Genomic DNA, 12,916 nt, shown 5'->3' on the forward strand with positions numbered 1-12,916 from the left:
CATGGAAATGGACATCGGCATGATCCGTGGCCTGGGCACCCTGGTGGTGATGATCGCCTTCATCGGCCTCTCACTGTGGGTGTTCAACCGTCGCCGCGACCATGATTTCGCCGAAGCGCGCCTGCTGCCCTTCGTCGACGACCGCCTGCCCCCTGCCGGGCAGGAACCTGCTGCCATGACTGCGGCTGTGAGGAGCAAAGCGCAATGACCACCTTCTGGAGTACCTACGTCAGCGTACTGACCATCGGCAGCCTGATCGGCCTGGCCTGGCTGTTGCTGTCGACCCGCAAGGGCCAGAGCAACAACACCACCGACCAGACCATGGGGCACAGCTTCGATGGCATCGAGGAGTACGACAACCCACTGCCCAAGTGGTGGTTCTGGCTGTTCGTCGGCACCTTGGTGTTCGGTGCCGGTTACCTGGTGCTGTACCCGGGCCTGGGCAACTGGAGAGGCATCCTGCCGGGCTACGAGAATGGCTGGACCGGTGCCAACGAGTGGCAGAAGGAGATGGAAAAGGCCGACGCCAAGTTCGGTCCGATCTTCGCCAAGTACGCCGCCATGCCCGTCGAGGAAGTGGCCAAGGACCCACAGGCGCTGAAAATGGGCGGCCGCCTGTTCGCCTCCAACTGCTCGGTGTGCCACGGCTCGGATGCCAAGGGCGCCTACGGCTTCCCCAACCTGACCGACCAGGACTGGCGCTGGGGCGGCGAGCCGGAGACCATCAAGGCCTCGATCATGAACGGCCGCCATGGCGTGATGCCGGCGTGGGCCGAGGTGATCGGCGAACAGGGCGTGGCGGATGTCGCCGCGTTCGTGCTGACCAACCTCGACGGCCGCAGCCTGCCGGAAGGGGTCAAGGCCGACCCGGCCAAGGGCAAGGAACTCTTCGCCAGCAACTGCGTGGCCTGCCACGGGCCTGAAGGCAAAGGCACCCCGGCCATGGGCGCGCCGAACCTGACCCACCCGCAGGCGTTCATCTATGGTTCGAGCTTCGCCCAGTTGCAGCAGACCATTCGCTACGGCCGCCAGGGGCAGATGCCGGCCCAGGCGGACATCCAGGGCAATGACAAGGTGCACCTGCTGGCAGCCTATGTGTACAGCCTGTCGCAGAGCGACACCGGCGAGAAGCTGACCGCCCAGTAATACCCTCGGGGCCGCGTTGCGGCCCCTCTCCCCGCTACATCCCCCCCTTGCACCCCCTCCGAACAGAACTAAGCTTGTTGCCACAGTGGGCTTCGCTCCCAAAGGACCGAAGCAGACGCGGCGCACAGCCTGATGCCGCCCCCGAAAAAAGCTTGACCGAACGATCAGAAAAAGATGAAAAACGGTACACATTACAAATATTTATTTGTGTACAATCGTCCCGACCCTATCGCCGTGGGACACCGGCGAAAGGGCCCGGACACGGGTCGGCGCAAGGATCCTTGCGTTGCCATAACCCAAGTGGTTATCGATACTGGCGCCGATTTTTCGACCAACAAGAACACCAAAACCGTGGAACCTTAGAATGAGCACAGCAATCAGTCCGACTGCTTATAACTATAAGGTCGTCCGCCAGTTCGCCATCATGACGGTGGTCTGGGGGATCCTTGGCATGGGCCTGGGCGTCTTCATCGCCTCGCAGCTGGTGTGGCCGCAACTGAACCTGGACCTGCCCTGGACCAGCTTCGGCCGCCTGCGCCCGCTGCACACCAACCTGGTCATCTTCGCCTTCGGTGGCTGTGCGCTGTTCGGCACCAGCTACTACGTGGTGCAGCGGACCTGCCAGACCCGGCTGATCTCCGACAGCATGGCCGCCTTCACCTTCTGGGGCTGGCAGGCGGTGATCGTCGGTGCGCTGATCACCCTGCCGATGGGCTTCACCACCACCAAGGAATACGCCGAGCTCGAGTGGCCGCTGGCGATCCTCCTGGCCATCGTCTGGGTCACCTACGGGCTGGTGTTCTTCGGCACCATCGTCAAGCGCAAGACCAAGCACATCTATGTCGGCAACTGGTTCTACGGCGCCTTCATCGTGGTCACCGCGATGCTGCACATCGTCAACCACATCTCGCTGCCGGTGAGCCTGTTCAAGTCGTACTCGGCCTACGCCGGCGCCACCGACGCGATGATCCAGTGGTGGTACGGCCACAACGCGGTGGGCTTCTTCCTCACCACTGGTTTCCTGGGGATGATGTACTACTTCGTGCCCAAGCAGGCTGAACGGCCGATCTACTCCTATCGCCTGTCGATCGTGCACTTCTGGGCACTGATCACCCTGTACATCTGGGCCGGCCCGCACCACCTGCACTACACCGCACTGCCGGACTGGGCGCAGTCGCTGGGCATGGTGATGTCGATCATCCTCCTGGCACCGAGCTGGGGCGGCATGATCAACGGCATGATGACCCTCTCGGGCGCCTGGCACAAACTGCGCACCGACCCGATCCTGCGCTTCCTGGTGGTGTCGCTGGCGTTCTACGGCATGTCCACCTTCGAAGGCCCGATGATGGCCATCAAGACCGTGAACTCGCTGTCGCACTACACCGACTGGACCATCGGCCACGTGCACGCCGGTGCCCTCGGCTGGGTGGCGATGATCTCGATCGGCGCGGTCTACCACATGATCCCGAAACTCTACGGCCGCGAGCAGATGCACAGCGTCGGCCTGATCAACGCGCACTTCTGGCTGGCGACCATCGGTACCGTGCTGTACATCGCCTCGATGTGGGTCAACGGCATCACCCAGGGCCTGATGTGGCGCGCCATCAACGATGACGGCACGCTCACCTACTCCTTCGTCGAAGCCCTGCAGGCCAGCCACCCTGGCTACATCGTCCGCGCCCTGGGCGGTGCGTTCTTCGCCACCGGCATGCTGCTGATGGCCTACAACGTGTTCCGTACCGTACGTGCCGCCAACCCGGCACAGGCCGAGGAAGCCGCCAAGATCGTCGTCGTGGGAGCGCACTGATGAAGCATGAAGCCGTCGAGAAGAACATAGGCCTGCTGGCCTTCTTCATGGTCATCGCCGTGAGCGTCGGTGGCCTGACCCAGATCGTCCCGCTGTTTTTCCAGGACGTCACCAACAAGCCGGTCGAAGGCATGAAGCCGCGCACCGCGCTGGAAGTCGAAGGCCGCGACATCTACATCCGCGAAGGCTGCGTTGGCTGCCACTCGCAGATGATCCGCCCGTTCCGCGCCGAAACCGAACGCTACGGCCACTACTCGGTCGCTGGCGAAAGCGTCTGGGACCACCCGTTCCTGTGGGGCTCCAAGCGCACCGGGCCGGACCTGGCCCGCGTCGGTGGCCGCTACTCGGATGACTGGCACCGCGCGCACCTGTACAACCCGCGCAACGTGGTACCGGAATCGAAGATGCCGGCCTACCCGTGGCTGGTCGAGAACAAGCTCGACGGCAAGGACACCGCGAAGAAGCTGGAAGTGCTGCGGACCTTGGGCACGCCGTACAGCGACGCCGACATCGCCGGCGCCCGCGACGCGGTCAAGGGCAAGACCGAAATGGACGCCCTGGTCGCGTACCTGCAGGGTCTTGGCACCATCATCAAAAGCAAACGGTGACGCTGATGGATATCGGGATGATTCGCGGCCTGGGCACCGTCGTGGTGATGGTGGCCTTCGTAGGCCTGGCGCTGTGGGTGTTCAACCCGCGGCGCAAGAAGGACTTCGACGAGGCGACCCAACTGCCCTTCGCGGATGATCCCGAGGCCAGCAAGCACGTCGAGCAAGCAAAAGCTTCTGGGAGCAAACAACAATGACAACCTTCTGGAGTCTGTACGTTACCGTCCTGACCCTGGGCACCATCTTCTCGCTGACCTGGCTGCTGCTGTCGACCCGCAAGGGCCAGCGCGAAGAGGTCACCGACGAAACCGTCGGGCATGCCTTCGATGGCATCGAGGAATACGACAACCCGCTGCCGAAATGGTGGTTCTGGCTGTTCGTCGGCACCATCATCTTCGCCCTCGGCTACCTGGTGCTGTACCCGGGCCTGGGCAACTGGAAAGGCATCCTGCCGGGCTACTCGTACCTGGATAACGACAAGCAGACCGAGTTCTCCAACGGCCAGCCGGGCTGGACCGGCGTGCACGAGTGGGAAAAGGAAATGGCCAAGGCCAACGCACGCTTCGGGCCGATCTTCGCCAAGTTCGCGGCGATGCCGATCGAAGAAGTGGCCAAGGACCCGCAGGCGCTGAAGATGGGCGCACGGCTGTTCGCCTCGAACTGCTCGGTGTGCCACGGCTCCGACGCCAAGGGCGCCTACGGCTTCCCCAACCTGACCGACCAGGACTGGCGCTGGGGCGGCGAGCCGGAAACCATCAAGACCACCATCATGGGCGGCCGCCACGGGGTGATGCCGGCCTGGGGTGAAGTACTGGGCGAACAGGGCGTGGCCGATGTGGCTGCGTTCGTCACCAGCAAGCTCGATGGCCGCACGTTGCCAGAAGGCGCCAAGGCCGATGCCGAGAACGGCCAGAAGCTGTTCGCCGCCAACTGCGTGGCCTGCCACGGGCCTGAAGGCAAAGGCACCCCGGCCATGGGCGCGCCGAACCTGACCCACCCGCAGGCATTCATCTACGGGTCGAGCTTTGCCCAGCTGCAGCAGACCATTCGCTATGGTCGCCAAGGGCAGATGCCGGCGCAGGAACAACTGCAGGGTAATGACAAGGTGCACTTGCTGGCGGCTTATGTTTACAGCCTGTCGCACCAGCCGGAAGCGGCCCAGCAGGCCGAGTAAGGCAGGCCTGGCCCTTTCGCGGGCTTGCCCGCTCCCACAGGTACAGCACAAGCCAGCAGCTGTGTGCGATCCCTGTGGGAGCGGGCAAGCCCGCGAAGAGGCCGGCAAAAGCAGCACAAGATGACCTGGATCAATTGACACCCGCCATAACACGATTCACACCACGAACCCAACGCGACTAAAGGTCGCAGCGCGATCCCATATCGCCACCAGCGGCGTATCATTGATCGCAGCGCGCTAGCAGAAAGCGCGAGACTGCGGCCGGCACGCACTGGCCGCGGCGTTTCTCCACTGCCGTGGGACTTGATGATGAGCAAGCAAATTCCGGTACATGACGTCACCCCGCCTGCCAACAAAGGGAAGGATTCCGTCGACCTCTACGCCTCTCGCGAGAAAATCTACACCCGCGCCTTCACCGGCATCTTCCGCCGGCTGCGGATGGTCGGCGGCGCCGTGCTGTTCCTGCTCTACTTCGGCACCGTGTGGCTGAACTGGGGCGGCCACCAGGCCGTGTGGTGGAACCTGCCGGAGCGCAAGTTCTACATCTTCGGCGCCACCATCTGGCCCCAGGACTTCATCCTGCTCTCGGGCATCCTCATCGTCGCCGCCTTCGGCCTGTTCTTCATCACCGTGTTCGCCGGCCGCGTATGGTGCGGCTACACCTGCCCGCAAAGCGTGTGGACGTGGATCTTCATGTGGTGCGAAAAAGTCACCGAGGGTGACCGCAACCAGCGCATGAAGCTCGACCGCTCGCCCATGAGCGGCAACAAGTTCCTGCGCAAGTTCGCCAAGCACAGCCTGTGGCTGCTGATCGGCTTCGTCACCGGTATGACCTTTGTCGGCTACTTCTCGCCGATCCGCGAACTGCTTACCGAATTCTTCACTGGCCAGGCCGATGGCTGGGCCTACTTCTGGGTCGGCTTCTTCACCCTGGCCACCTACGGCAATGCCGGCTGGTTGCGCGAGCAGGTGTGCGTGTACATGTGCCCCTACGCGCGCTTCCAGAGCGTGATGTTCGACAAGGACACCCTGATCGTCTCCTACGACCCGCGCCGCGGCGAAACCCGCGGCCCGCGCAAGAAGGACATCGACTACAAAGCCAAGGGCCTGGGCGACTGCATCGACTGCACCATGTGCGTGCAGGTCTGCCCTACCGGCATCGACATCCGCGACGGCCTGCAGATCGAGTGCATCGGCTGCGCCGCGTGCATCGACGCCTGCGACAGCATCATGGACAAGATGAACTACCCCAAGGGGCTGATCAGCTACACCACCGAGCACAACCTCTCGGGGCAGAAGACCCACATGCTGCGCCCGCGCCTGATCGGCTATGCCGTGGTGCTGCTGGTGATGATCATCGCCCTGGGCACCGCCTTCGCCACCCGCTCGCTGGTGGGCTTCGACGTCAGCAAGGACCGCGTGCTGTACCGCGAGAACGCCCAGGGCCGGATCGAGAACGTGTACAGCCTCAAGGTCATGAACAAGGACCAGCGCGACCACGTCTACGTGCTCGACGCCGCCGGCCTGCCCGACCTGCGCCTGGAAGGCCAGCGCGAAATCCGCGTGGCCGCCGGCGATATCGTCAGCTTGCCGGTACAGTTGTCGATCGCCCCCGAGAAACTGCCCTCGACCACCAACGAAATCACCTTCATCCTCAAGAGCGCCGACGACAGCGCCGCGAAGGTTGAAGCCAAGAGCCGCTTCATCGGCCCACAGATCCGCTGACAGAGAGAACACTGACAATGCCTGCCGCTACCGCCGCCAGCCCCTGGTACAAGCACCTCTGGCCCTGGATCATCATCGGCATCCTGACCACCTCGGTGTGCCTGAGCCTGACCATGGTCAGCATTGCCGTGCGCAACCCGGACAACCTGGTCAACGACAACTACTACGAGGCCGGCAAAGGCATCAACCGCTCGCTGGACCGTGAGTTGCTGGCCCAGACCCTCAACCTCAAGGCCAGCGTGCACCTGGATGAGCTGACCGGCGAGGTGGACGTGCGCCTGAACGGCAACAGCGACCCACAGAGCCTGGAACTGAACCTGATCTCGCCAACCCAGCCGGACAAGGACCGCAAGGTGCTGCTCAGCCGGGTCGAGACCGGGCGTTATGTCGGGCAGCTGGACGACAAGGTCGACGGGCGTCGGTTCGTGGAGCTGCTGGGTAGCCAGGACGAGCATGTGTGGCGGTTGTTCGAGGAAGAGAAGGTCGAGCATGGGGTCACATTGCAACTGGGTGATGAAGCCATCCAGGGCGCCGAGCACCATCAATGAATGGGGGCGCGTTGCGCCCCTTTCGCGACACAAGGCCGCTCCCACAGGCGTATGCGAATCCCTGTGGGAGCGGCCTTGTGTCGCGAAAGGGCTGCAAAGCAGCCCCGGCAATTTCAAGACATAAGACCGTTCGAAAATGACCCAACCCACCCCCTGCTACCACTGCGCCCTGCCCGTCCCCGCCGGCAGCCGCTTCACCGCCGTGGTCCTCGGCGAGCCCCGGCAGTTCTGCTGCCCGGGCTGCCAGGCGGTGGCCGAGTCCATTGTCGCCGGCGGCCTGGAGCACTACTACCAGCACCGCAGCGACAGCAGCGCCAACCCCGAGGCACTGCCGAAACAACTGCAAGACGAACTGGCCCTGTACGACCGCAGCGACGTGCAGCAGCGCTTCGTCCGCCATGCCGGCGACCTGTCCGAGGCGACCTTGCTGGTCGAGGGCATCAGCTGCGCCGCCTGCGGCTGGTTGATCGAAAAACACCTGCGCAACCTGCCCGGCGTCGCCGAAGCCCGCCTGAACCTGTCCAACCACCGCCTGCTGCTCAACTGGGACGACCAGCAACTGCCGCTGTCCCGGCTGCTCGCCGAACTGCGCCAGATCGGCTACGCCGCCCACCCGTACCAGCCCGACCAGGCCGCCGAGCAGCTCGCCAGGGAGAACCGCAGCGCCCTGCGCCGCCTGGGCGTGGCCGGGCTGCTGTGGTTCCAGGCGATGATGGCGACCATGGCCACCTGGCCTGAATTCAACATCGACCTGTCGCCGGAGATGCACACGATCCTGCGCTGGGTCGCGCTGTTCCTGACCATCCCCATCGTGTTCTACAGCTGCGCACCGTTCTTCAAGGGCGCCGCGCGCGACCTGCGCACCCGCCACCTGACCATGGACGTGTCGGTGTCACTGGCCATCGGCCTGGCCTTCGGCGCCGGCATCTGGACGGCCGTGACCGGCAGCGGCGAGCTGTATTTCGATACCGTCGGCATGTTCGCCCTGTTCCTGCTCACGGGCCGCTACCTCGAGCGCCGCGCCCGCGAACGCACGGCGGCTGCCACCGCGCAGCTGGTCAACCTGCTACCGGCCTCATGCCTGCGCCTGGACAGCTACGGGCGGGCCGAACGCATCCTGCTCGGTGAACTGCAGCGTGGCGACACCGTACAGGTGCTGCCTGGCGCGGTGATCCCGGCCGACGGGCGCATCGTCGAAGGGCGCTCCAGCGTCGACGAATCGCTGCTGACCGGCGAGTACCTGCCGCAACCACGGCGCGCCGGCGAGCGCGTCACCGGCGGCACGCTGAACGTCGAAAGCACACTGAACGTGGAAGTCGAAGCCCTCGGCCATGACTCGCGGCTGTCGGCCATCGTCCGCCTGCTTGAACGTGCGCAGACAGAAAAGCCACGGCTGGCGGAGATCGCCGACCGTGCCTCGCAATATTTCCTGTTGTTCTCGCTACTGGCCGCCGTGGCCATCGGCCTGTGGTGGTGGTACCTGGACCCGGCGCGGGCCTTCTGGATCGTCCTCGCCATGCTGGTGGCGACCTGCCCGTGCGCCCTCTCGCTGGCTACCCCGACCGCGCTCACTGCCGCCACCGGCACCCTGCACAAGCTCGGCCTGCTGGTGACCCGCGGCCATGTACTGGAGGGCCTGAACCAGATCGACACGGTCATCTTCGACAAGACCGGCACCCTCACCGAAGGCCGCCTGACCCTGCGCAGCATCCGCCCACTGGCGGCGCTGCCGGCCGACCGCTGCCTGGCCCTAGCCGCCGCCCTCGAGAACCGCTCCGAGCACCCGATTGCACGCGCCTTTGGCCGCACCGCCGTCCCCGCCGACGACGTGCAGACGATTCCTGGGCTCGGCCTTGAAGGCAAGGTTGACGGCCAGCCGCTGCGCATCGGCCAGGCCACATTCGTCTGTGCCTTGAGTGGCGCCGAAATCCCCACCGTGCCGGAACCTCGCGGCCAGTGGCTGCTGCTGGGCGACCGCCAGGGCCCGCTGGCCTGGTTCGGCCTGGATGATCGCTTGCGCGAGGATGCCCCGACGCTGCTCGCTGCCTGCCAGGCACGCGGCTGGCGCACCTTGCTGCTGTCCGGCGACAGCTCGCCGATGGTCGCCGAGGTGGCCGCGCAACTGGGCATCGACCAGGCCATCGGTGGCTTGCGCCCGGACGACAAGCTGGACCGCCTCAAGGCTCTGCAGGCCTCCGGTCGCAAGGTGCTGATGCTTGGCGACGGGGTCAACGATGTGCCCGTGCTGGCCGCCGCCGACATCAGCATCGCCATGGGCAGCGCCACGGACCTTGCCAAGACCAGCGCTGACGCGGTGCTGCTGTCCAACCGCCTGCAGGCACTGGTACAGGCCTTCGACCTGGCCCGCCGCACCCGCCGCAACATCCTCGAGAACCTGCTCTGGGCGACCCTGTATAATGGCCTCATGTTGCCGTTCGCCGCGCTTGGCTGGATCACCCCGGTCTGGGCGGCCATCGGCATGTCGGTCAGTTCGCTGATCGTGGTGCTCAATGCGCTGCGTCTAACCCGCTTGCCCGCATCAACTGGCTTGCCCGCGAACGACACAGCCGCTTACGGAAGGAAGTCGCCATGCCCGCCCTCTATGTGATGATCCCTGCCGCCCTGCTGTTGGTTGGCGTGGCCGTCTACATCTTCTTCTGGGCGGTGGACAGCGGCCAGTACGACGACCTGGAAAGCCCGGCCCACAGCATCCTGTTCGACGATCAGGACCCGCGCCATCAGGCGGCCGTCAAACCCGAAGACCGCTCAGCGCCAGACGACAAGGAAGCGCCACCCCGTGCCTGACCTGCTTCCCCTGCTGGGCTCGGCACTGGTCCTCGGCCTGCTCGGCGGCGGCCACTGCCTGGGCATGTGCGGTGGCCTGATGGGCGCACTGACCTTGGCCATCCCCCCCGAGCAACGCGGCCGGCGCCTGCGCCTGCTGATGGCCTACAACCTGGGGCGCATCCTCAGCTATGCCTGTGCCGGCCTGCTGCTGGGCCTGGCAGGCTGGGCGCTGGCCAGCAGCCCGGCGGCCATGGCCTTGCGTGTGGTGGCTGCGTTGCTGCTGATCGCCATGGGGCTGTACCTGGCTGGCTGGTGGAGCGGGCTGACCCGCATCGAAGCGCTGGGCCGAGGGCTGTGGCGGCATATCCAGCCGGCGGCCTCGCGCTTGATGCCGGTCTCCAGCGTGCCCCGTGCACTGCTGCTGGGGGCACTGTGGGGCTGGTTGCCGTGCGGCCTGGTCTACAGCACGCTGCTGTGGGCAGCCAGCCAGGGCAACGCCAGCTATAGCGCGGCATTGATGCTGGCATTTGGGCTAGGAACCTGGCCGATATTGCTGGCCACGGGGCTGGCGGCAGAACGGGTAAACGCCGTGTTGAGACGGCGCAGCGTACGCATGGCGGGCGGAGTGCTGGTGATCCTGTTTGGTATCTGGACCTTGCCAGGCCCGCATCAGCATTGGCTCATGGGGCACTGATCAGGGGCGCTGTGGGGCCCCTGTATGCCTTGACACAAATCAACACAGATTCCTACAGACAGCCATAGACTCCGGACACTGCTGTATCATCCGGGGACCGCCCACATGCTCGCCGACCTACGTTGGGATGCCGACCTGATCCGCCGCTACGATCTCGCCGGCCCACGCTACACCTCCTACCCGACTGCGGTGCAACTGCACAGCGAGGTAGGCTCGTTCGACCTGCTCCACGCCCTGCGCGAGAGCCGCCGGGCCGTGCGCCCGCTGTCGCTGTACCTGCACGTGCCGTTCTGCGCCAACATCTGCTACTACTGCGCCTGCAACAAGGTCATCACCAAGGACCGTGGCCGCGCCGCGCCCTACCTGCAGCGCCTGGAGCAGGAGATCCAGCTGATCGCCTGCCACCTGGACCCTAAACAGCGCGTTGAGCAGTTGCATTTCGGCGGTGGCACGCCGACCTTCCTCAGCCATGTGGAACTGCGTCAGCTGATGGCCACCCTGCGCCGGCACTTCAACCTGCTGGATGACGACTCCGGGGACTACGGCATCGAAATCGACCCGCGCGAAGCCGACTGGTCGACCATGGGCCTGCTCCGCGAACTGGGCTTCAACCGCGTCAGCCTCGGCGTGCAGGACCTCGACCCGGCCGTGCAGCGTGCGGTCAACCGCCTGCAGAGCCTGGAACAGACACGCACCCTGATCGAAGCGGCCCGCACCCTGCAGTTCCGCTCGATCAACCTCGACCTGATCTACGGCTTGCCGAAACAGAGCGTGGAAGGCTTCGCCCGCACCGTCGATGAAGTGATCCGCCTGCAGCCCGACCGCCTTTCGGTGTTCAACTACGCCCACCTGCCCGAGCGTTTCATGCCGCAGCGGCGCATCGATAGCAACGACCTGCCGGCCTCGGCAGAGAAGCTCGAAATGCTGCACAACACCATCGAACAACTGACCGACGCGGGCTACCGCTACATCGGCATGGACCACTTCGCCCTTCCCGACGACGAACTGGCGATCGCCCAGGAAGAAGGCACCCTGCAGCGCAACTTCCAGGGCTACACCACCCACGGCCACTGCGACCTGATCGGCCTGGGGGTATCGGCGATCAGCCAGATCGGCGACCTGTACTGCCAGAACAGCAGCGACCTCAACACCTACCAGGACAGCTTGTCCAACGCCCAGCTGGCGACCCAGCGCGGGCTGGTCTGCAACCACGACGACCGCCTGCGGCGGGCCGTGATCCAGCAACTGATCTGCCATTTCGAACTGGACTTCGAACCGATCGAAGCGGCCTTCACCGTCGATTTTCGCGGCTATTTCAACGATCTTTGGCCAGAACTGCAGACCCTCCAGCGCGATGGCCTGATCAGCCTGGACGACAAGGGCATCCGCATCCTGCCGGCCGGGCGCCTGCTGGCGCGCTCGGTGTGCATGGTGTTCGATGCCTACCTGGCGATGCAAAACCGCCAGCGCTTCTCGCGGGTGATCTGATTGCGGAGTCAATTGACCACATGGACAAGCTCCCAAGGCAGGCACACTATGGGCTGACAAGGACTCCCGGCATTTTCCTGCCGGGGTTTCGCCAGTTCGCTTCACCGTAGCGCAGACTGGCCTACACCCTCGGTCGTGAGTTACCCTTACGACTTATGTGTGCTTTCCCACAAGGAATGATTCAAATGTCCGAGCCAGTCAAACTGCGCGCCCACAACCAGGCCCATTGCAAGGACTGCAGCCTGGCCCCCCTGTGCCTGCCTCTTTCGCTCAACCTGGAAGACATGGATGCACTGGATGAAATCGTCAAACGCGGACGCCCGCTGAAAAAAGGCGAGTTCCTGTTCCGCCAGGGTGACAATTTCGGCTCGGTTTACGCCGTACGTTCCGGCGCCCTCAAGACCTTCAGCCTGAGCGACGGCGGCGAAGAACAGATCACCGGCTTCCACCTGCCCAGCGAGCTAGTCGGCTTGTCCGGCATGGACACCGAGGCCTACCCGGTATCGGCCCAGGCCCAGGAAACCACCTCGGTCTGTGAAATCCCCTTCGAGCGCCTCGATGAGCTCTCCGTTCAGCTGCCACAGCTGCGCCGCCAGCTGATGCGGGTGATGAGCCGTGAAATTCGCGACGACCAGCAGATGATGCTGCTGCTGTCGAAGAAAACCGCCGACGAACGCATCGCCACTTTCCTGGTCAACCTGTCCGCCCGCTTCCGCGCCCGCGGCTACTCGGCCAACCAGTTCCGCCTGAGCATGTCGCGCAACGAGATCGGTAACTACCTGGGCCTGGCGGTGGAAACCGTGTCGCGGGTGTTCACCCGCTTCCAGCAGAACGGCCTGATCCGCGCCGAAGGCAAGGAAGTGCACATCCTCGACCCGATCCAGCTGTGCGCGCTGGCCGGTGGTGCAATCGAGGCCTGAGGCCGGCGTTTAGCGGGTA

13 protein-coding genes are annotated in these 12,916 nt (G+C 64.7%); all 13 read left to right on the plus strand.

The genetic code is table 11. The annotated features are described in order from the left end of the window. The first annotated feature begins 1 nt into the window (after window position 1). The 13 genes from N430_RS10015 (at window position 2) to fnrA (ending at window position 12,897) form a co-directional block, all read left to right on the plus strand. Window positions 2–208 carry a CcoQ/FixQ family Cbb3-type cytochrome c oxidase assembly chaperone gene (locus N430_RS10015; RefSeq protein ID WP_054884102.1) on the plus strand — a complete coding sequence of 69 codons (207 nt, stop codon included), beginning with the start codon at window positions 2–4 and terminating at the stop codon, window positions 206–208. After that, entirely contained in the window at window positions 205–1,146 is a 942-nt protein-coding gene (gene ccoP / locus N430_RS10020) for a cytochrome-c oxidase, cbb3-type subunit III (protein ID WP_110636753.1), read from the plus strand. The genes N430_RS10015 and ccoP (N430_RS10020) overlap by 4 nt, the downstream gene beginning before the upstream one ends. 364 nt (window positions 1,147–1,510) lie before the next feature. Next, window positions 1,511–2,953, plus strand: coding sequence for a cytochrome-c oxidase, cbb3-type subunit I (gene ccoN / locus N430_RS10030; protein ID WP_085677877.1), 1,443 nt, complete (start codon window positions 1,511–1,513; stop codon window positions 2,951–2,953). Then, complete coding sequence (gene ccoO / locus N430_RS10035; protein ID WP_054884105.1) at window positions 2,953–3,561, plus strand: cytochrome-c oxidase, cbb3-type subunit II; 609 nt, start codon at window positions 2,953–2,955, stop codon at window positions 3,559–3,561. The genes ccoN and ccoO overlap by 1 nt, the downstream gene beginning before the upstream one ends. Window positions 3,562–3,566: 5 nt before the next feature. Continuing rightward, window positions 3,567–3,758, plus strand: a complete 192-nt coding sequence (locus N430_RS10040) for a CcoQ/FixQ family Cbb3-type cytochrome c oxidase assembly chaperone (protein WP_051101055.1) — start codon at window positions 3,567–3,569, stop codon at window positions 3,756–3,758. Next, window positions 3,755–4,735 carry a cytochrome-c oxidase, cbb3-type subunit III gene (gene ccoP, locus N430_RS10045; RefSeq protein WP_085677875.1) on the plus strand — a complete coding sequence of 327 codons (981 nt, stop codon included), beginning with the start codon at window positions 3,755–3,757 and terminating at the stop codon, window positions 4,733–4,735. Before N430_RS10040 ends, ccoP (N430_RS10045) begins: the two co-directional genes overlap by 4 nt. Before the next feature lie 309 nt (window positions 4,736–5,044). Further along, window positions 5,045–6,460, plus strand: coding sequence for a cytochrome c oxidase accessory protein CcoG (gene ccoG, locus N430_RS10055; RefSeq protein ID WP_110636747.1), 1,416 nt, complete (start codon window positions 5,045–5,047; stop codon window positions 6,458–6,460). Window positions 6,461–6,477: 17 nt separating this feature from the next. Then, the gene (locus tag N430_RS10060; protein ID WP_110636744.1) at window positions 6,478–7,008 is read left to right on the plus strand and encodes a FixH family protein; all 531 of its coding nucleotides are present in this window, start codon (window positions 6,478–6,480) and stop codon (window positions 7,006–7,008) included. Window positions 7,009–7,144: 136 nt separating this feature from the next. Further along, window positions 7,145–9,616, plus strand: a complete 2,472-nt coding sequence (locus N430_RS10070) for a heavy metal translocating P-type ATPase (protein WP_110636738.1) — start codon at window positions 7,145–7,147, stop codon at window positions 9,614–9,616. Further along, window positions 9,598–9,813, plus strand: coding sequence for a cbb3-type cytochrome oxidase assembly protein CcoS (gene ccoS, locus N430_RS10075; protein WP_110636735.1), 216 nt, complete (start codon window positions 9,598–9,600; stop codon window positions 9,811–9,813). The genes N430_RS10070 and ccoS overlap by 19 nt, the downstream gene beginning before the upstream one ends. Beyond that, window positions 9,806–10,489: a sulfite exporter TauE/SafE family protein gene (locus N430_RS10080; protein ID WP_110636732.1), complete on the plus strand. Its 684-nt coding sequence runs from the start codon at window positions 9,806–9,808 to the stop codon at window positions 10,487–10,489. Before ccoS ends, N430_RS10080 begins: the two co-directional genes overlap by 8 nt. A gap of 105 nt (window positions 10,490–10,594) precedes the next feature. After that, the gene (gene hemN, locus N430_RS10085) at window positions 10,595–11,977 is read left to right on the plus strand and encodes an oxygen-independent coproporphyrinogen III oxidase (RefSeq protein ID WP_110636729.1); all 1,383 of its coding nucleotides are present in this window, start codon (window positions 10,595–10,597) and stop codon (window positions 11,975–11,977) included. A gap of 185 nt (window positions 11,978–12,162) precedes the next feature. Next, on the plus strand, window positions 12,163–12,897 hold the full coding sequence (fnrA, locus tag N430_RS10090) for a Crp/Fnr family transcriptional regulator FnrA (RefSeq protein WP_110636726.1): 735 nt from the start codon (window positions 12,163–12,165) through the stop codon (window positions 12,895–12,897). The last annotated feature ends 19 nt before the right edge of the window (window positions 12,898–12,916 follow it).

This window comes from Pseudomonas sp. CC120222-01a (assembly GCF_003097235.1).
In the GTDB taxonomy this organism is placed as follows: Bacteria; Pseudomonadota; Gammaproteobacteria; order Pseudomonadales; family Pseudomonadaceae; genus Aquipseudomonas.